This window comes from Trichormus variabilis 0441 (genome assembly GCF_009856605.1).
Classification (GTDB): Bacteria; Cyanobacteriota; Cyanobacteriia; order Cyanobacteriales; family Nostocaceae; genus Trichormus; species Trichormus variabilis.
In genome coordinates this window covers 955792-975282 of the sequence record NZ_CP047242.1, presented here as the reverse complement: position 1 = coordinate 975282, position 19491 = coordinate 955792, and the positions used below count along the sequence as shown (strand labels likewise).

The following is a 19491-nucleotide window of genomic DNA, read 5'->3' as shown; positions in this document are numbered from 1 at the left end:
TCGAGAACGACTATGTTCAACCTTAAGAGATCGACAAATAAAAAATACTCAATATGTATGATGTATCAGTTAGAAAAAACTGTGGACACACTGATAAATCATTATTTATATAACCCTCTCAGGGGTTGTCTTTAAAATATTACCGTCTGTAGCAAAAACTTTATTTGCTATTAATTATTGCTTAAAATTAGTAAAATCAAGATTGTTTTAACTCTGTTAAACAAAAATCAGAAATTATTGAATCAATAAACAAAGAATACATTTATTAGGTAAAATAATGACTACATTGTCTTATTTACTCAAGTTATATGAATCTGATTTAATTATTGTACAAACTTAAGTATCTGTAGTGTGTGCATAGGCAGTAATATATATGATTCAGAAATCAAATAGTAGTCCTATATAAGCTTTGTTGTACAGAAAATGGTAAAATCTGAATCTGAGTGCTTAATTCTTATTCAACGTCGATTCAGGGTTTTGCATTTGTTGACCTAAGTTGACAATTGGGAAGATATTAAAAATGAGTTTCTGTTCATCTACTTATATTCGTAGAAGCATTTTACCAGGGCTAATTAAAAGCACAAAAATAAAATGGTAAAGATTTTAAGTGTTAACGGCATTCAAGAACATTTTAATTACTGACGCAGCAAAATATATATATAGGTAGATGTAAACCAATACCTTTGGCAGTAGTTTAAATCAAGTAACCGCGCATATCGATAGTAGATCATCCTAAACATTACAATCGTATAGGAATATGATTTGATTATTGTTAGCGTAGCCTGCGCTTGCGCGTGAAAATCTGAGTATCTAGGCCACTTGCTCCCAGCAAGGAACCCCCCTTGCCTACAAGAGGCTACTGCCAACGTGGAGAGCGTTTGTCTTTGCTACGCAACACTACCGCGAACGACACACTACGCATAGCGTCCCCCAGGGAACGTAGAGAAGATCAGACTGCCTCACCAACGTAGTGGCTCCCCTACGTACAATTGAAAAATAAGATAGTAGTCTTATATACAAATAAAGTTACAGAAGTCTCAATGTTAGAATTCAACCACTTGCGACTGCACAATATGCACGGTTCACTAGTGGCAAAAATTGCGAGTGCGATCGCCACGTTGGTTAGTAGTTCCATATTAATTGGCTGGCTGCTCGATGTAGAACTTCTCAAAATATTTTTTTGGGGTAGTTCAGGGATCATGACACCGAATACAGCATTATGCTTCGCACTCTGCGGTATTTCTGTATGGCTTTTAGTAACGAAACCGTCGGGGACATCACATTCCAGCCAGAGCCACAAGCCCTACCAAAAACTGTCTAGAGCTTTTAGTGTCTCTAATACCATTATTGCTGCGCTGGCAATTTGCGAATATTTGTGTGGCTGGGAATCGGGAATTGACAAACTGTTTTTGGGTGATGTGTTTACTACCATCAACACACCACATATGGGGTTGAATACAGCAATTAATTTTCTCCTCATAGGTATAGCTTTAGAACTGCTGACTTATCCCCGAAATAATCGCAGCTATTGGTATGCTCAGATTCTCACTCTCTTTACCACAGTGATTTCCTTAGAGGTGTTTGTCTGCTATGCCTACAAAGTGAATTTTTTTTACACAATTAACCCGAATTTTACCTCGATGTCTTTGCAGACAGCATTATTATTTATAGTGCTGTGTATTGGCATTTTGTCTGGACAATCAGAAAAAGGGCTAATGAAGATAGTGTTTAGCGATAGCTATGGGGGTTTAATTGCACGTCGCTTATTACTAGCAGCGATTACCGTACCTTTGTTCTTGGGGTGGTTAATCCTCAAAGGACAAAGAGCCGGCAGATACGGCCCAGACTTTGCCGTTTCAGTCTTTGCGGTTATCTTAATTGTCATTTTTGTGATCATCATTTGGCAAAATGCAGTAGTCATCGAACTTTTGAGCCAACAACGCGATCGCGCTCAAGAAAGTTTGAAAGCTTATGAGGAAAAACTGAAAAGCCTTGTCAATGCCAATATTATTGGCATTGCTTTCGCAGATATTTACGGTGGTATTCAACAAGCCAACGAAGCATTTTTGATGATGGTTGGTTATTCTCAGGAAGACTTACTTACAGGCAGACTCAATTGGAAAAATCTCACACCACCAGAATATTTCTACTTAGATGAGCAAGGTATTGCGGAAGCTCAAGCCAACCCCAAAGGAGCTTGTACAACTTATGAAAAAGAGTACATTCGCCAAGATGGTAGCCGCATTCCCGTATTAATTGGTTATGTATTGCTAGGAGAAGAGCGCGAAGAATCCGTTGCCTTTATTTTAGACTTAAGCGAACGCCAACAAGCACAACAGAAAATACTCCAACTTAATAAAGATTTACAGCGTCGCGTCGTCGAATTACAAACTTTATTAGACATGATACCTATTGGCATTGGCATAGCAGAAGATGCAGAATGTCAAAATATTAAAATTAATCCAGCTTTTGCCAAGCAATTGCAACTTTCCACAGATGTAAATGCCTCCCTCAGCGCTCCCCCAAATCAAAGACCAACCACATTTAAAATATTTCACGAAGGTAGAGAGCTTTTACCAGCAGAACTTCCCATGCAGTACTCTGCGGTTCACGGTGTAGAAGTATTAGATTATGAAGTTGATGTAGTTCATGAAAATGGCGAAATCATCAAATTGCTAGAGTACGTTGCCCCACTTTTTGATGAAGATGGCAAAACTAGAGGCTGTATTGGTGCCTTTGTAGATATTACACAACGCAAGCAAGCAGAAGAGTTACTGCGAAATGAGCAAAAATGGCTAGAAGATGTGTTGAATCTGATGCCAAGACCATTGCTGTTTATTGAACCAGAAACAGCACGGGTTACCTTTGCCAATCGTGCCGCCGATGAATTAGCTGGTGGTAAATTTCCCAGAGGAGTACCAGCCGAAGAGTACCACACTGTATATCATTTCACAGATATCAATGGTAATCCCATACCCAATGAGCAGATGCCTGGAGTGCGGGTTGCTAGAGGAGAACGTCTAGAAGGATTAGAGTTAGACTGGCATACCAACGATGAAGTACTATCTTTACTCATATTTGCTGATACCTTGCCAGCCATGCACGGTTATCCAGCTACCTGTGTAGTAGTATTTCAAGATGTAACTCAGATCAAGCAGGCAGAAAAAGCTCTGTCCTTGGGTTATCAACGGCTAAAATTACTATTTAGTACAGCTAATGACCTGTTATCAAGTCAGGAACCAGTAGCACTGATTGATAGTTGCTTCCAGAAACTGGCACAGCAAATTGGACTGGATGTTTATTTAAACTACTTGGTAGAAGACAATTCTCAGTCCATACGTTTAGCTTCTTATCACGGCATTTGTCCTGAACTAGCCCAAAAAATCAAGTTTTTAAAGTTTGGGGAAGCCATCTGTGGTACAACTGCTCAGGAACGTCATTCCATCGCTTTAGAGAACGTCCAGCAGTCAACTGACCCTAAAACACAGCTAATCCGCTCTATGGGGATTCATGCTTATTACAGTTATCCATTGATTGCTCAAGGCAGACTTTTAGGGACACTCTCCTTTGGCAGTCGCAGCCGTACCAGTTTCACCGAAAATCAAAAGGGGATGATGCAGGCGGTTTGCGACCAAATTGCGATCGCTATGGAACGAATGGAACTGATTAATTCTTTGCAACGGCAGACAGAGCAATTAACAGAAGCCAATCGCATGAAAGATGAGTTTTTGGCTATCTTATCCCATGAATTGCGATCGCCACTCAATGCAATTCTCGGCTGGGCGCAGTTATTACAAGCCCGTAGGCTAAGTGAAGCGCAAACCGCTAAAGGTTTAGAAACTATCGAGCGCAACGCCAAAGCTCAAACCCAACTCATTGAAGACTTACTAGATATATCGCGGATGATTAGAGGTAAGTTACGTCTCAACGTCCGCACTTGTAACCTCATTCCCATCATTGAAACAACCATCGAGAATATTAACCTCGCCGCCCAAGCTAAAGAAATCGATTTAACATTCTTCTTAGAAAATCCAGCTACAGAAAACTTACCATTCCAGGTTTCCGGTGATCCAGAACGCTTGCAGCAGGTGATCTGGAATTTACTCACAAATGCCATTAAATTCACACCCTCCGGCGGCAAAGTAGAAGTGAGACTCACCAAAAATCCTGGTTGTGAACAAAATGAACTCATCACCAATAGCTACGCACAAATCCAAGTCATCGATACAGGTATAGGTATTAATTCCAGCTTTCTACCTTACGTATTTGACCGCTTTCGCCAAGCTGATAGTTCCATCACCAGATCCCACGGAGGTTTGGGATTAGGTTTAGCGATTGTTCGCCATCTAGTAGAGTTACATGGCGGTACAGTTCATGTACATAGTCCCGGTGAAGAACAAGGTTCTACATTTACAGTCAAATTACCCCTCCTCTCGGAAAATAAAGCAACTACTATCGAGCCAATTAGCCCAAGAGGGGAACATTTCACCCCCTTACCTTTATGTCCTTCGCTGTTAGGGGTGCGGGTGTTAGTAGTAGATGACGAGTCAGATTCTCGTGATTTTGTCAGCACAGTATTAGAGCAATGTCAAGCTCAAGTCAGATCAGTGCCAACAGCAAAAGAGGCATTACAGATAATTTCCCAATGGAAACCAGATGTTTTGGTAAGTGATATCGGAATGCCAGAAGAAGACGGCTACTCTCTAATTCGCAAACTACGCTCCTTACCGCCAGAACAAGGGGGAAATATTCCCGCCACCGCCTTAACAGCCTACGCCAGAGCCGAGGACAGAACACGAGCCATTCAAGAAGGATTCCAACTACATTTACCAAAACCCATTGAACCCACAGAATTGGCTACAGTCGTCGCCAGTTTAATTAAGCGTGGTCAGAGACGCGATTAATCGCGTCTGTACAATCATCAATCCCCAATCCCCAATCCCTCACTTATCCCCACACAGCAACCCAAACCGAATTAACCCCCGCTCATAACCGCGACGCATTAAGCCTAGTGATAATGCTCCTTGGATGGTAGTCCAACCAGCGCGGAGTAACCCAAATATTGCTTGGGGAGTAAAGGCGGAATCGATGACTATGTTCCAAAATTGGGCGACGGATTGCGACCAGTCGGCGGTGCGGATATTGTTTAATGGTAGTTGACGTGCGATCGCCTCATACTCTGGCAACGAAATTACATAAGGCAAACAATACACCCGATAAATATCTTCTAGGTGTTTTTGTTCATCAGCCGTCAGTGGTGTTTCATCCGTAGGACGATGACACCATGTCACCATGATTAACTTACCACCCGGTTTTAGGACTCGGTAACACTCTTGCAAAAACTTGGTTTTATCTGGCATATGTTCGCCACTTTCCAGCGACCACACCAAGTCAAAAGAATTATCATCAAAAGGCATTGCTTGGGCATTTGCCACTAAAAACTGACTTCTACCACTTAAACCAGCTTCCTTGGCTCTTTCTGTGGCTCTAGCAGCTTGCACCGGACTCAGGGTAATTCCTGTAGCTTTAGCATTCAACTTTTCTGCCAAATATAGAGAACTACCACCAATACCACAACCCACATCTAGTATATTTTCTGCTGTTTGTACCCCTGCCCAAGTAAGTAATTCTTCAATTAAATCAATTTGCGCCTGACGACGGTTTTTTTGTTCAGTACCGTCTACACCATAATAACCGTGGTGCATGTGTTCGCCCCAAATCTCTTCCCACAGCCCAGAGGAAGCGTCGTAAAATTGCTGAATTTGTTGGTATAGTGTTGCACTCATAAAAAAAGCAGTGTTAAGACAAAACAAAAATTAAAAAAAACATATTCGTAGGCTACCATGTGTGTTTTTAATTAAATAAGAAAGTTTTTGTTTAGTCTCCAGAATCAACCTTATGGCTCTTATTAGGAATAACTTATAAGTCCACCCTTTTAAACCAACCTCCATGAGCTAAAGGATTTGATGATTTTGACCGTTAAATATTGAATTTTTAATTGCTTATGACCGTTTCGCGCACAGTTTGCTTGGGATTTCTGGCTGTCATCGCAGTGGGAACTATTTTGTTGATGATGCCTTTCTCCACTAGCAATGGTAATTGGAATAATCTGATTGTGGCTTTGTTTACCTCAACATCCGCAGTTTGCGTCACTGGTTTATCAGTGGTTGACCCTGGTACTTACTTTTCCTTTTGGGGACAGTTGTTCATTGCTTTGTTGGCGCAAATTGGTGGGTTAGGTTATATGACAACTACCACCTTTTTGATTCTGCTGATTGGGCGCAAATTTGACCTACGGCAAAAAATCGCTATTCAACAAGCTTTAGACCGCCCCGGAATGAGTGGTAGCACTCAAGTTATTCGCTCAATTATTGCCACAACGCTAATTTTTGAAATTACAGGTGTCTTTTTATTATTACCAGCTTTTGTCCCTGATTATGGCTGGAATCAAGGACTATGGTTAGCTATATTTCATAGTGTTAATGCCTGGAATAATGCTGGCTTTAGTCTGTTTAAAGATAATCTAATCGGTTATCAATCCTCATTTTTAGTAGTTTTCACAGTTACAGGATTAATTATCTTTGGTGGAATTGGTTATCAGGTAATTTTAGAAACTTACATTTGGTTACGCGATCGCATCCTCAAGAAAAAAGAAACTTTGGTATTTTCATTAGACTTTAAAGTTGCAACTAGCACTACACTAATACTTTTATTTCTAGGCACAATCGCCTTCTTTTGCATAGAAGTAAGAAACCCAGCAACCTTTGGTTCACTTAATTTACGCGATCAATTTTTAGTAGCTTGGTTTCAGTCAGTGACTCCTAGAACTGCTGGCTTTAACACCATCGACATTGGCAAAATGACAACTGCGGGTCTATTTATCACCATTGCCCTGATGTTTATCGGTGCAAGTCCAGGCGGTACCGGAGGAGGAATGAAAACCACCACACTGAGAGTTTTAACTAGCTGTACTAAAACGATTCTTCAAGGTAAAGAAGAAGTTTTATTATATGAACGTAAAATAGCAGTTGCTCTCATCTTAAAAGCAGTTGGTGTTTTAGTTGGTTCTATAGCAACCGTCATTTTAGCCACAATTGTCATATCTCTTACAGACCCACAACTAGATTTTATTCAAATTCTATTTGAAGTAGTATCAGCCTTCGCCACTGTAGGTCTTTCAACTGGTATTACAGCTAGCGTCTCCCCAGCAGCAAAACTAGTTTTAATTATCACCATGTATGTAGGTAGAGTAGGAGTTTTACTACTAATGTCTGCTATATTAGGAGATCCGCGACCGACAAGGATTCACTACCCTGAAGAAAACTTACTTGTAGGGTAACTGAAGGAGAGAGGAAGCAGGGGAAGTCAGTAAAAATTATTGGCGACTGACAACGGACAACTGACAACTAACAACTGATAAAATTTGAAAGAATAAGCAAAAGAAAGCTTTGAATTAATTTAGTCTAAGAGTTTTGCTTTCAATACAGGGATTAATAATAAGGATTTCAACTGTGAATCTGTCATCGCTAGGTTTTTTTCGCAGTTTACGCAAAGATAATAACCAATTTGCTGTAATTGGCTTGGGTCGTTTTGGTCGTTCTGTCTGTTCAACACTGCATAAGTTAGGCTATCAAGTGCTAGCAACAGATATAGATGAAAAACGAGTGTCAGCAGCGTTGACGGAAGAAATTGTTGGTCATGCTTTACAACTAGATTCAACCGAAACAGCCGCCCTTAAGGAAGCGGGTATTCTGGAATTTGATACAGTAATTGTGGCAATTGGTAACTATGTTCAAGAAAGCGTAATCACCACTTTAAATGTCAAGGAAGCTGGAGTACCTCACGTTGTTGCTAAAGCTTCCAGTGAAGTCCATTACAAGCTATTAAAGCGGGTTGGTGCAGATCATGTTGTTTTTCCTGAATATGAGGCGGGTTGTGCCTTAGCACGGACACTGACGAAGCCATCAATTCTTGATAGATTCGACCTCGATCCAGATAACAGTATTGTAGAGTTAATTGTGCCAGATGAATTTCACGGGAGAACTATCGCAGAATTGCAGTTACGCAATCGTTACGGGTTGAATTTATTAGCCGTTAGTCAAGATGGTAAATTTCAAATTAACCCTAACCCCGGTAAACGTTTAGAACGTGGTACGGCAATGGTGGTTATAGGTTGTGATAGAGATATTAATCGTTTGCCGATTTAAAACCAAAAAATATGACGGGCAAATTACCCGTCATACAAAAATTTTATGGCGTTGCATAAATGCGGGATGAATTTAGACTTCTCGACAAAGCTGAAAGTCAATTCTTTGCGCCTTTGCGCCTACCCTTCGGGAACGCCAAGGGCGAATGCGTGAGATAGAAATCATCCCATCAATCAGCAACGCCAAAAATTTTATAAGATTATGCAGTTTCCAGCTTCCCCTTTTAACGCAGAGTAGCGCGGAGGTTAGCGCAAAGGCACGCAGAGGTTTTCTGGTAATAGTTCGCTAGTGCTAAAATAATTAAGCGTTTCTTTATCGAGAATTGGTATTAGGAAATATTGGTGGAAACTGCTTTTGTTCATCCGAGACAGTTACTGCACCAGAATTAGCTGGTTGTTCTTTTGGTGCTGTTAGTTGAGTTAGTTTTTCTAAGAGGTTGTTTGTAGCGTTGTCTGTCGGCTTGGGTGTGGATGCTTGTCTTTGTTGCAGCTTTTGCTCCTCGATTTTCTGAGCAACTTGCTGCATTAACTGCTCGGTCTTCTCTGTTTGCTCCAGGTTCCCTTGTTGGCTGTATTCTTCCTGAGCGCGTTTGAAGGCGTTACTAGCTTTTTGCAGGTCGCCCTGGTTATATAAAGTTATTCCCAAGTTATAGTAAGCTAGGGCATTTTTGGGGTCTTGGCGAACAGCTTGGGTATAAGCGGCTATGGCTTCCTCTGGTCGTCCTTGCATCGCCATCAGGCTGCCTAAATTACTGTAAGCTGCCGCATTTTGAGGATCTAACTTCAAAACTTCTCTATAGGCGACGATCGCCTCTTCCATTTTACCTGTTTGTTGCAGGGCGATCGCTAAATTATGATGAGCATTGACTTTACTGGGTTCAAGATTAATTGCATCTTGGTAAGCCGCGATCGCTTCCTGCAATAATCCTTGTTCGTATAATACCAAACCCAAGTTATAATAAGCCTCCACCCTTCTTGGGTCTATCACTAAAGCTTGGCGATAAGCTGTAATAGCACCCTCTTTTTTTCCCTGTTGTTGCAATGCTAAACCCAGGTTGTAATAAGTTTCTCCCAAATTTGGGTTAAGTCTAATCGCTTCCCCATATTCCTGAACCGCCACATCTAGACGGTTTTGCATCAGGTAAATATTTCCTAGATAAGCTCTAGCCATTGCTAAATTGGGTTCTCGCTGCAACGCTTGGCGAAAAGCGTTTTCTGCACCTTGCCAGTCGCTACGGTTGTAGCGTGTAACGCCCTGTTGGTAAAGACTAGCTGTTTCCAAATCCCGCGAGATGGGAGTTTGTGCCAACAACTTGCTTCCTGGTAAATTCACCATCGGTGCAGCCAACACCAAAAAAGCTGATGCAGCGCAGAGAACACCCAAATGCGGCTTTTGCCAATCCGAAATATGCGGACAGGTGATTGACGATAAACCGCAAAACCACTGTTTAATTTGCTGTTGTTTATACATAGTGGTATCTCTGTACTTATGGTTAAGATCCTTACAAGTAAGAGTACCCACTACAACATGAAAAATTAAAAGTTCAAAATTAAAAAATTTTGGAGACAGCAATAAAAACTAATGACTGTTGACTCCTCTAGCTTCCGGTAGAATCAACATGGCATCGCCAAAAGAGTAGAAACGATATTGAGAGGCGATCGCTTCTTGGTATATATTTAACAACCGTTCTCTACCAATCAGCGCACTGACGAGCATTAATAAGCTAGAGCGTGGTAGGTGAAAATTGGTAATTAAACCCTCTACAACTTGCCATTTATAGCCAGGATATATAAACAAGTTGGTTTTCCCACAAAATTCTTGTAAATCGCCAGATGCGGCTGCTCCTTCTAAGGCGCGCACTACTGTAGTTCCTACAGCAATAATTCGACCGCCAGCTGCTTTGGTCGCTTTGATTTGTGCCACTGTGGCGGCGGGGATTTCAATCCATTCCTCGTGCATTTGATGAGTAGCTACATCTTCCACTTCCACAGGGCGAAAGGTTCCCACACCAACGTGGAGGGTAATAAAAGCTTGATTGATATTGCGATCGCGTAACTTCTCTAGCAACTCTGGAGTAAAGTGTAACCCAGCAGTAGGCGCTGCGATCGCTCCTGGTTGCTCAGCATACACAGTTTGATACTGTTCATCTGCCGCTTGGGATGCAGTGATGTAAGGTGGTAGGGGTATTTCCCCGAATTTATCTAAAAGTTGCACCAAAGATTCCCCCTCTGGTAAATCAAACTGTAATAAACGCCCTCCTGTGGCTTTGTCGGTTTCTAAAACAGTAGCGGTTAGCTGGTGGGGATTGGGGACTGGGGAAGGTGGGAACCCCTCTGGGGATAAGGGGTAATGGGGACTATTTTTTATTCCCAGATTCCTGATACCTAGTCCTTCAAAAATAATCTGCGTGCCTTTTTTAAAGCGTTTTCCTGGTTTAACTAGAGCCAACCAACAGTTAAACTTGCGCTCTTCTAGCAATAAAATTTCTACTTCTGCACCAGAACTTTTACGCCCGTATAATCTTGCGGGGATGACCTTCGTATTATTCATGATTAATAAATCACCAGGACGCAAAATATCCGGTAAATCACGAAAAATTTGATGTAGAGGTGGTGTTTCTTTACCTGTTGTTTGAGAATTGACGACTAGTAGACGAGAACTGTCTCTGGGAACTGCTGGATTTTGGGCAATTCTTTCTGGCGGTAGTACGTAATCATACCCAGCCAACGAACAATCTAAATTTGTATCCTCTGCTGCTGCACTAGAAGTTTGTTCAAGGTTTAATTGTAATATCTGTTTCTTCATTGAAATTCCCGATGCTTGGAATAAGTTTGTTTACATTTTTTTGACAAAAGTAGTCAATTTTAGACCTAAATTATAAGATTGACATTATGACGTAACACTTAAGCAATTTGATAATAAATGGGTAAACTCCCCCATGCAAAGACGGGGGCATTTACCCTACCGGGATACCAATCAATTGAGGAAGATAGAGATATAAGATTGGATTTGATCCCAAACACCATGATGGAATACCTATACTATCTGGCAAATGCCAGTTTAACTCTGAGGGTCGTTCAATATCTACACGGTAGACCCCAGTTACCCGTTTCGTTCGTTACCGTGATTCATCAAATAGATGGTTGGGTGGTTAGGATCAAACTTAAAAATCCCGTCTCGTCCCAAGAAGATGGTGATTTTCGAGCCTTCCTAAATGAACTGGGAATTAGCTATGAGCCTCCTATGCGTGTGCAAATGGCACTGTGGAGCTTAGAAGCGGGACAATGTCCTGTAGATGTTATGCGCCGCTATCAAGTTGCGATCGTTTCACATGGTAGCCCAGAGAGGGAAGAAATAGAAGCTTTCCGTCAACAGTTTGTTAGAGGGCTGGGTTACTGTCCAGAAACACTCGCGTAAAATCGATGGTCATAAACTGTGTATTTGCTCATTGGTAATTGGTAATTGGTGGTAGCAAAATATCATTCACAACCAGTTACCAATGTCATGAAAAAATTCATTTTCTGGCAGCAAATATCAAAATAATTATTAAAATCACCAACAATATTAGGGAATTCCAGATAAAAAAATATCCAAAATGTAGGGTGTGTCAGTGCGATAGAATGTAACTATACTTAGAAAGTATTCATACTGACGCACCCTACCAAACCATCAATTTCGGATAATTTATTTTTTGGCGTTCCCTTAATCAATTAGACATTCAAAAGCTGCGGGAATATATTCTTGTAACTGAAATTTATATTCTCCCACTGAAGAACTAGTGACAGATTCCTGAGTTATGGATAACTCATGATCCTGTTTGGAAATTATCTGATAAGAAACAATCGCTACATCAAAGCGACAGATATATTCAGCTTTATCAGGATATTTGGCTAAAAATATTCTTGCAGTCCGCTCAATTTTTGCTTGCTTTTTCAGCGTAATTGCACCTCGTCCCCCATCATCCCAATTACCTGGACTACGAGTTTTAACTTCGACAAATGCTAGTATGGATTCTTGATTATTTCTTGTATGCTGGGCAATGATATCAATTTCGCCCCAACGGCAGGAAAATTGGCGATTTAAAATCATCCAACCCGTAGATTGTAACCATTGGGCTACAAAGTCTTCGCCTAAGTTGGCAATATTTAAATGTGACATAAAATAATTGAGTAATCTAGAGTTTTTCTACCAAGTTGCAGTCTAAGATAGTCACTTGGGCTGGAAGTAGGGAGTAGGTAATTAGGACTGCTGCTATATGGCGAAAAAGATTAGTTTTTTGAAAGGATATTTTGCCAGCCTGATTGAGCCGAAGTTTGTACCAACTGCGTTGAAGGTTGCGGTTGTTGTTGGCTCCATTTTATTTATTATCAATCATGGTAGCGCTTTATTGCAAGGAAATATGGGGCGCGATCGCTGGATTTCTGCCGGCATAACTTATCTAGTACCATACTTTGTTAATATTCATGGACAATATATTAGTATTCATCGCCATAAATCACTGTAAAGTAATCAACTTGTCTAAATTGTAGGGTGGGCAATGCCCACCGTATATCTTCTTGATGGGCATTGCCGACTCTACTGATCATTTGTTTAATTTTTGAATTTTTAAAGCCATTGTCCGCCGCGAAAACGCCAACGAGGAAATATAATTCGCATAATGCTTTGGGACGCAATAAAAACTGCTAACCAAACTACGCTGTAGTGCATTAAAAAAGTATCTGGTGGCAGTTCTTCTTTAGGAATAGGTAATGGTAAAAAGCCAAAAAGTTTAGCTCCACAAAACACAAATATTAATTCCCAAATCCCAGCCATGAATTGATAAGCAGCAGGCCAATCCCTATCCCAACGGAACTTTTGTAGATAGTCATAAAGTACATCCCACCCTAAACCAAACATAGCGACATAAGCTAGTATCCAAAAATAAACAGAATTAGCACCGGGCCCAATTAAACCCATTGCAAAAGGCAAGGATACTAATACACCGACGGTAGCAAGTAATAAAAGTCTAGTTTGCCAACGACCAAATAAAGTTGGAGTCATAGGAGTAATGAGTGCTAATTTCCTAGTAGGTAGGCGCGAATATATATAACTATGTAAAGACAAGTTAAATTAAGGGTAGGTTGTGTTGTCGCGCAACGCACCGTGCATAATCCAAGGTGCTTCAACTTTTGGCATGACACACCTACCCTAGAGATAATTTATATTTTATTCATATAAGTTGAATTTTTCTCGTCTACTTACTAATTAGTAATAATGAATTTTATGCACAACTTTACTACGGCTTCATTTCTAATAATTCGGGAACTGTCACAAATTTATAACCTTGCTGTTTCAGTCCACTAATAATCTGTGGTAGGGCTTTTACTGTTCTTTGACGATCGCCTCCACCATCGTGCATCAAAACTATGTAACCAGGTTTTGCGCCTTTGACAACGTTTTTCACAAATACTTCAGGTTTAGCGCGGGGGTCTGTGTCGGCTGAAGTCAAAGACCACATGACCACAGCATTTTTCTGACTTTTAGCATAAGCGGCTAATCCATTGTTTAAAACTCCTCCAGGGGGACGGAATAAATGAGTTTTTACCCCGGTAGTTTTGTAGATTAGGTCAGATGTGCGTTCAATTTCGCTCTTGGCTGTGTCCTCATTCATGCGTCTATACCAATGATGCCAAGTATGATTACCAATAGCGTGACCTTCAGCTACAACTCGTTTAGCTATGTCTGGATTTGCTTGTATAGCTTGTCCTACCCAAAAGAATGTCGCTTTAATTTGATTTTGTTTGAGAATCTCCAAAATTTCTGGCGTGGTTTTTTGCCACGGCCCATCATCAAAGGTAAGAGAAATCACTTTCTCGTTACTATTGGTTTGTACCCGATAAACTGTTTTCCCTTGATATTGAATCGGTACAGTAAAGGTCAGCTTGTCTAATTTAGGTGGTGGCGGCGATTGGGTTTGATTGGGAGGAACGGGTAAATCTTGGGTGACTATTAGAGGTTGGTTTTTGCGGAAGGCTAAGAGAGTAACCACTGTAATAGCACCAGTTACCAAAAAAGTGGCGATCGCCATCACGCCAAGAGATTTTTCTGTTTTCAGGTGGTTGTTGGTCATGTCAAGATTCCCAAAACTCACCCTATGATAGGCGAATATTTTTTATCTGGAGAAAATTGACACTAGTTATTTTGCCAGTCCCATCACTTTAGCTGATAGTCCGGTCGGGTATGATAACCAGCTAAGGGTTCCCAATGAATCACATCTTCCAATAAGGATTGATAACCCAGGGTATTGGGATGGAGACCATCTTCAGTTAAACGTTTATTGCGCCAAGTGTCACCCCGTGCCATCCATTGGTCAAAAATATCTAAATAGGGAATTTGCCGTTGATTACAAGCAATGCGAGTTGCTTCTTTGTAGCGGTATTGATCGGCATGATTAAAATAAAAGCAATTTAAAAAAGGCATTTTGGCTTCATCTACCGGCACCATCCCCACAAACAGCACAGGACAAAGCTGCTGCGCTTGGTCGAGTAAGGAAGCAATTTCCGATTCAAATAAAGCAAAATCCGTACAGTTACGTCCATTCAAACGGGTTAACCGCGCTGAATCGTTAACGCCAACGGAGAGGATAATTAAGTCAGGGACACGATTTCGCAATTCGCCACGATGCCGAAATTCTACCTCTAACCTTTGTGCTACTTGCTGGGTGCGATCGCCTCTGACCCCCAAATTGTACAGTACATGACCAGAACTATCAGGCAACATCCACCAGCGCCGCAACTGCTCCACCCAACCCCCCTTTTCCGGGTCACCGAAGCCGTATACTAAACTATCCCCCAGTGCGATAATCTTCAAAGGCTGACATTGAGTTGGTGATAAGGACAGCTGCATTGAGGAATAAGTGGGAAATGTTCGCATCTTAAAAAGACTATATTTTATATCTTTACAAGATTCTATACATTTCTACACCATTACGGGGTATATTTTACTTCTTTTGTCCCGAAAAGCTCCCTACCCCTTAACAGTCCCTAATCCCCTGTATAAACTTTTTTCTAGAAGCGATCGCACAATTACTGCCAAATGTAACGGATTGCAAAGTATAATGAGAACGGCAAAACCATTAAGAAATATTGAAGAACAGTAGGTTTAAATGCGAGTAGCGATCGCTGGCGCTGGTCTAGCAGGACTTTCCTGCGCGAAATATCTCACGGACGCAGGTCACACTCCCATAGTCTTAGAGCGTCGGGACGTATTGGGTGGCCTTGTGGCGGCGTGGAAAGACTCTGACGGCGACTGGTACGAAACCGGGTTACACGCCTTCTTTGGGGCATATCCCAATATGCTGCAATTACTGAAGGAGTTGGGCATTGAAGACCGACTCCAGTGGAAAGAACATACACTGATTTTTAATCAACCAGATAAACCCGGAACACTCTCACGTTTTGATGTTCCTGATATCCCCTCTCCCTTTAACATCATTGCCTCGATCCTTCGCAACAACGATATGTTGACTTGGGAACAGAAGATTAGGTTCGCTATTGGACTGCTTCCAGCAATAGTTCGAGGCCAGAAGTATGTTGAGGAGATGGACAAGTACAGCTTCTCCGATTGGTTGAAAAGGCAAGGTGTGGGTGAGCGGGTAGCAAGTGACGTGTTCATCGCCGCATCCAAGGCTTTAACCTTTATTAATCCCGATGAGGTTTCCTCGACAATTCTATTAACAGCCCTAAATCGCTTTCTGCAAGAGCGATATGGCTCCAAAATAGCCTTTTTGGATGGTTCTCCCACAGAACGACTGTGCCAACCAATCGTTGATTACATCACCGAACGAGGTGGAGAAGTCAGGCTCAACGCCCCTCTAAAAGAGATTTTGCTCAACCCGGATGGTACAGTAAAAGGGTTCTTGCTGCGCGGGTTAAATGGAGAACCAGATGAAATGATTACGGCAGACTTTTACGTGTCAGCTATGGCAGTTGACCCATTAAAAGTCATGTTGCCACAACCTTGGCAGCAAATGGAGTTTTTCCAGAAGCTAGAAGGTTTAGAAGGCGTACCAGTAATTAACCTCCATCTGTGGTTTGATCGGAAATTAACAGACATTGATCACCTGTTGTTTTCGCGATCGCCCCTCCTCAGCGTTTATGCTGATATGAGTAACACTTGTCGTGAATATGCTAATCCTGACCGCTCAATGCTGGAATTAGTTCTAGCTCCCGCCAAAGACTGGATTAGTAAATCCGACGAGGAAATCGTCTCTGCTACTATGGTCGAATTGGAAAAACTCTTCCCCGACCACTTTAAGGGCGATAATCCAGCAAAATTGCTGAAATCTCACGTCGTAAAAACGCCGCGTTCAGTTTACAAAGCGACTCCTGGTCGTCAACAGTACCGTCCAGCCCAAAAAACCCCCATTGCCAATTTCTTTCTAAGTGGGAGTTACACCATGCAACGCTATTTAGGCAGTATGGAAGGGGCCGTACTTTCTGGTAAGCTAACAGCGCAGGCGATTTGTGAATCGCTGCCAGAGGACAACACCTCAAACCTGCAAACGCTAACCCGACCGCCTGCAACGAATGCTGCAACTGCCTGATTCCCCCCCGCGCATGAAAACGCTGGTCTCTGTAGACGAGTCATATAAACTTTGTCGGCATCTCACAGCCAAGTATGCCAAAACCTTTTACTTGGGTACATTGCTGATGAGTCCGGCAAAGCGCCAAGCTATCTGGGCAATTTACGCCTGGTGTCGCCGTACAGATGAATTAGTGGACGGGCCCGCATCCGCCATTACTACGCCAGAAACCCTAGACCTATGGGAGCAGCATCTGGAAGCGATGTTTGCGGGACACCCCAAAGAAAATTACGACGTAGCCTTGGTGGACGCAATCCAACGCTTTAATCTAGACATTCAACCCTTTCGGGACATGATTGCTGGACAGCGCATGGACTTACATCGTAGCCGCTACCAAACCTTTGAGGAGTTATACCTCTACTGTTACCGCGTCGCTGGGACTGTAGGGTTAATGTCAACAGCCGTGATGGAGGTAGACAACACCACCAACACAGCACCTTGGCATCAAAGCAAGCCACTATATATTCCCACACAAGAAGCGATCGCCTTAGGTATTGCCAATCAACTTACCAACATTCTGCGGGATGTTGGTGAAGATGCCCGACGAGGACGAATTTACATTCCTCTGGAAGATTTAGCACGATTTAACTACACCGAGCAAGACTTCTGCAACGGCGTTGTAGATGAGCGCTGGCGCTCCCTCATGCGCTTTCAAATAGATAGAGCGCGGCAATTCTACACCGAAGCAGAAAAGGGCATTACTCACCTGGCCCCCGATGCTCGTTGGCCAGTGTGGGCGGCTTCTATGTTATACGGTCAAATTTTAGATGTGATTGAACGCAACGATTACGATGTCTTCAGTCAACGCGCTTACGTCCCCCAATGGAAAAAGTTACGCACCTTACCCATAGCTTGGATGCGATCGCAAGTTCTCTAAACATTAGTCAATAGTCCGTAGTCAACAGTCCACAGTAAAAACCACTAACAACTGACTACTGACTACTGACTACCAACAAAAACTATTTGACATAAACAAAAATAGCTGCTAGTATTTATTCTTGTCACCTTGGAGAGGTGGCTGAGTGGTCGAAAGCGGCAGATTGCTAATCTGTTGTACGGCAGGCAACTCCGTACCGAGGGTTCGAATCCCTCCCTCTCCGTTTTTATAGCTTTTCAACAGGATTTTAGTGTTAATAAAAAGCACTGATATTCAGGTTCAACACTTCTATATCTAAAGGTGGATGTTATCATTTAACATTTAGAGTCCTGTTAAGATTAAGCTAACCTGAAAATTTAGTTTAAATCTTACTTTTAGGCTCCCGCATCTTTGAGGAGTGAAAGTAATCTATGCAAAGAATTAGTGCTGCCCTCAGTTTAGGTTTAGCTACCTTTACCGCAGGGTTTCTTTTGGCAGCTTGTGAAACAAGTAATACCACACCTAATGGCGCAGCTAACAATGGCGCAACTAGTACCCCAGCCACAGATACCACCACAGCCAGTGGTGGGTCAGGGCTAAAAATCGGTTCTCTCCTGCCAGCAACAGGCGACCTAGCATCTATTGGACAACAAATGGCTGCGGCTGTTCCCTTGGTAGTAGAAACAGTCAACGCCTGTGGTGGTGTCAATGGTCAGCCTGTGAGTCTCGTGGCTGTAGATGACCAAACAGACCCGAAAGCAGGCGCGGCTGGTATGACTAAACTAGCAACTGTAGATAAGGTTGCAGGTGTAGTCGGCTCTTTTGCTAGCAGCGTTTCTACAGCTGCTGTCTCCATCGCTGCCCAAAATAAAGTCTTACTAATTTCTCCTGGTAGTACTAGCCCCGTATTTACCGAAAAAGCCCAGAAAGGCGATTTTAATGGCTTTTGGGCGCGGACAGTCCCCCCTGATAGCTATCAAGGCCCAGCTTTAGCCGAACTCGCCAACAAGAAAGGTTTTAAGCGAGTTTCCACCATTGTGATTAACAATGACTATGGAGTTGGTTTTGAAAAAGCATTTGTTCAAGCCTTTGAGAAACTCGGTGGGACTGTAGTTAACAAAAATAATCCTGTACGTTACGACCCCAAAGCAACCACCTTTGAAACCGAAGCGGCGGCGGCTTTTGCTGGTAAGCCAGATGCAGTTCTTGGTGTTTTCTACGTAGAAACAGGTAGCTTACTACTGAAATCAGCCTATCAGCAAGGTGTGGCTCAAGGTGTACAAATCATGCTGACAGATGGCATGAAATCCGATGAATTTCCGGCTCAAGTTGGTAAAACTGCTGATGGTAAATTTATCGCCTCTGGCATCATTGGCACAGTTCCTGGTTCCGATGGTAAAGGATTAGAAGCCTTAACAAAGCTTTGGCAATCGAAAAAAGGCAGTGCGCCAGGAGAATTCGCACCCCAAGCTTGGGATGCAACGGCATTGTTAGTGTTGGCAGCCCAAGCCGCCAAGGAAAATACTGGTGTGGGTGTTGCTGGTAAAATTCGTGAAGTATCTAGTGCGCCTGGTGTAGAAGTTACCGATGTCTGTGAAGGGCTGAAGTTACTCAAGGAAGGCAAAGATATCAACTATCAAGGAGCTAGTGGTAACGTTGATATTGATGCGAATGGTGATGTTATCGGTGTCTATGATGTTTGGACAGTAGGTGACGATGGCAAGATTAAGACCATTGACAAAGTTACTCCTAAGTAGTTGAAAGAGGCGGGAATGGGAGGACATTAATCCCAGTCAACAATCCAA

General features: G+C 42.3%; 15 protein-coding genes and 1 tRNA gene. 9 read left to right on the top strand and 7 right to left on the bottom strand.

Going from position 1 to position 19491, the window contains the following annotated elements; translation table 11 throughout:
- Positions 1-1040 precede the first annotated feature (1040 nt).
- A complete protein-coding gene (locus GSQ19_RS03815; RefSeq protein ID WP_011321465.1) occupies positions 1041-4904 on the top strand; it encodes a PAS domain-containing hybrid sensor histidine kinase/response regulator in 3864 nt (1287 codons plus the stop codon).
- 39 nt (positions 4905-4943) lie between these two features.
- Here the strand turns inward: GSQ19_RS03815 and GSQ19_RS03810 are convergent, their stop codons facing one another.
- Positions 4944-5786, bottom strand: coding sequence for a methyltransferase domain-containing protein (locus GSQ19_RS03810; protein WP_011321464.1), 843 nt, complete (start codon positions 5784-5786; stop codon positions 4944-4946).
- A gap of 218 nt (positions 5787-6004) precedes the next feature.
- Here GSQ19_RS03810 and GSQ19_RS03805 point away from each other — a divergent pair, with 218 nt between their 5' ends.
- Positions 6005-7339, top strand: coding sequence for a TrkH family potassium uptake protein (locus GSQ19_RS03805; protein WP_041456492.1), 1335 nt, complete (start codon positions 6005-6007; stop codon positions 7337-7339).
- 172 nt (positions 7340-7511) lie between these two features.
- Positions 7512-8207: a potassium channel family protein gene (locus tag GSQ19_RS03800; RefSeq protein ID WP_011321462.1), complete on the top strand. Its 696-nt coding sequence runs from the start codon at positions 7512-7514 to the stop codon at positions 8205-8207.
- Positions 8208-8519: 312 nt separating this feature from the next.
- Here GSQ19_RS03800 and GSQ19_RS03795 read toward each other — a convergent pair whose 3' ends face one another.
- Both GSQ19_RS03795 and queA read right to left on the bottom strand, forming a co-directional pair.
- The gene (locus GSQ19_RS03795) at positions 8520-9677 is read right to left on the bottom strand and encodes a tetratricopeptide repeat protein (RefSeq protein ID WP_041456491.1); all 1158 of its coding nucleotides are present in this window, start codon (positions 9675-9677) and stop codon (positions 8520-8522) included.
- Positions 9678-9785: 108 nt separating this feature from the next.
- On the bottom strand, positions 9786-11012 hold the full coding sequence (queA, locus tag GSQ19_RS03790; protein ID WP_011321460.1) for a tRNA preQ1(34) S-adenosylmethionine ribosyltransferase-isomerase QueA: 1227 nt from the start codon (positions 11010-11012) through the stop codon (positions 9786-9788).
- Between the two features lie 222 nt (positions 11013-11234).
- On the opposite strand from queA, the gene GSQ19_RS03785 reads away from it, so the two are divergent.
- Positions 11235-11624, top strand: coding sequence for a hypothetical protein (locus GSQ19_RS03785; protein WP_041457080.1), 390 nt, complete (start codon positions 11235-11237; stop codon positions 11622-11624).
- Between the two features lie 285 nt (positions 11625-11909).
- On the opposite strand, the gene GSQ19_RS03780 is transcribed toward GSQ19_RS03785, so the two are convergent.
- Positions 11910-12365, bottom strand: a complete 456-nt coding sequence (locus GSQ19_RS03780) for a YraN family protein (RefSeq protein WP_011321458.1) — start codon at positions 12363-12365, stop codon at positions 11910-11912.
- A gap of 97 nt (positions 12366-12462) precedes the next feature.
- Here GSQ19_RS03780 and nrtS point away from each other — a divergent pair, with 97 nt between their 5' ends.
- Positions 12463-12711, top strand: a complete 249-nt coding sequence (nrtS, locus tag GSQ19_RS03775) for a nitrate/nitrite transporter NrtS (RefSeq protein WP_011321457.1) — start codon at positions 12463-12465, stop codon at positions 12709-12711.
- 101 nt (positions 12712-12812) lie between these two features.
- Here the strand turns inward: nrtS and GSQ19_RS03770 are convergent, their stop codons facing one another.
- From GSQ19_RS03770 to GSQ19_RS03760, 3 genes are all read right to left on the bottom strand, one after another.
- A complete protein-coding gene (locus tag GSQ19_RS03770; protein ID WP_011321456.1) occupies positions 12813-13247 on the bottom strand; it encodes a hypothetical protein in 435 nt (144 codons plus the stop codon).
- A 235-nt stretch (positions 13248-13482) separates the two neighbouring features.
- A complete protein-coding gene (locus tag GSQ19_RS03765; RefSeq protein WP_011321455.1) occupies positions 13483-14316 on the bottom strand; it encodes a polysaccharide deacetylase family protein in 834 nt (277 codons plus the stop codon).
- Between the two features lie 83 nt (positions 14317-14399).
- Positions 14400-15119, bottom strand: coding sequence for a GDSL-type esterase/lipase family protein (locus tag GSQ19_RS03760; protein WP_011321454.1), 720 nt, complete (start codon positions 15117-15119; stop codon positions 14400-14402).
- Positions 15120-15351: 232 nt separating this feature from the next.
- On the opposite strand from GSQ19_RS03760, the gene pds reads away from it, so the two are divergent.
- The 4 genes from pds to GSQ19_RS03740 all read left to right on the top strand — a co-directional run bounded on the left by pds (position 15352) and on the right by GSQ19_RS03740 (position 19443).
- Positions 15352-16791 carry a 15-cis-phytoene desaturase gene (gene pds, locus GSQ19_RS03755; protein WP_011321453.1) on the top strand — a complete coding sequence of 480 codons (1440 nt, stop codon included), beginning with the start codon at positions 15352-15354 and terminating at the stop codon, positions 16789-16791.
- Entirely contained in the window at positions 16775-17707 is a 933-nt protein-coding gene (gene crtB / locus GSQ19_RS03750) for a 15-cis-phytoene synthase CrtB (RefSeq protein ID WP_011321452.1), read from the top strand. The genes pds and crtB overlap by 17 nt, the downstream gene beginning before the upstream one ends.
- Before the next feature lie 131 nt (positions 17708-17838).
- Positions 17839-17930, top strand: a tRNA-Ser gene (locus GSQ19_RS03745).
- 187 nt (positions 17931-18117) lie between these two features.
- Complete coding sequence (locus tag GSQ19_RS03740; RefSeq protein ID WP_011321451.1) at positions 18118-19443, top strand: ABC transporter substrate-binding protein; 1326 nt, start codon at positions 18118-18120, stop codon at positions 19441-19443.
- Positions 19444-19491 lie beyond the last annotated feature (48 nt).

What these genes read in the sequence shown, in the direction of transcription:
- GSQ19_RS03815 (WP_011321465.1), top strand. Translation starts at nt 1,041, where the DNA reads ATGTTAGAATTCAACCACTTGCGACTGCACAATATGCACGGTTCACTA.
- GSQ19_RS03810 (WP_011321464.1), bottom strand. Translation starts at nt 5,786, where the DNA reads ATGAGTGCAACACTATACCAACAAATTCAGCAATTTTACGACGCTTCC.
- GSQ19_RS03805 (WP_041456492.1), top strand. Translation starts at nt 6,005, where the DNA reads ATGACCGTTTCGCGCACAGTTTGCTTGGGATTTCTGGCTGTCATCGCA.
- GSQ19_RS03795 (WP_041456491.1), bottom strand. Translation starts at nt 9,677, where the DNA reads ATGTATAAACAACAGCAAATTAAACAGTGGTTTTGCGGTTTATCGTCA.
- queA (WP_011321460.1), bottom strand. Translation starts at nt 11,012, where the DNA reads ATGAAGAAACAGATATTACAATTAAACCTTGAACAAACTTCTAGTGCA.
- GSQ19_RS03785 (WP_041457080.1), top strand. Translation starts at nt 11,235, where the DNA reads ATGGAATACCTATACTATCTGGCAAATGCCAGTTTAACTCTGAGGGTC.
- GSQ19_RS03780 (WP_011321458.1), bottom strand. Translation starts at nt 12,365, where the DNA reads ATGTCACATTTAAATATTGCCAACTTAGGCGAAGACTTTGTAGCCCAA.
- nrtS (WP_011321457.1), top strand. Translation starts at nt 12,463, where the DNA reads ATGGCGAAAAAGATTAGTTTTTTGAAAGGATATTTTGCCAGCCTGATT.
- GSQ19_RS03770 (WP_011321456.1), bottom strand. Translation starts at nt 13,247, where the DNA reads ATGACTCCAACTTTATTTGGTCGTTGGCAAACTAGACTTTTATTACTT.
- GSQ19_RS03765 (WP_011321455.1), bottom strand. Translation starts at nt 14,316, where the DNA reads ATGACCAACAACCACCTGAAAACAGAAAAATCTCTTGGCGTGATGGCG.
- GSQ19_RS03760 (WP_011321454.1), bottom strand. Translation starts at nt 15,119, where the DNA reads ATGCGAACATTTCCCACTTATTCCTCAATGCAGCTGTCCTTATCACCA.
- pds (WP_011321453.1), top strand. Translation starts at nt 15,352, where the DNA reads ATGCGAGTAGCGATCGCTGGCGCTGGTCTAGCAGGACTTTCCTGCGCG.
- crtB (WP_011321452.1), top strand. Translation starts at nt 16,775, where the DNA reads ATGCTGCAACTGCCTGATTCCCCCCCGCGCATGAAAACGCTGGTCTCT.
- GSQ19_RS03740 (WP_011321451.1), top strand. Translation starts at nt 18,118, where the DNA reads ATGCAAAGAATTAGTGCTGCCCTCAGTTTAGGTTTAGCTACCTTTACC.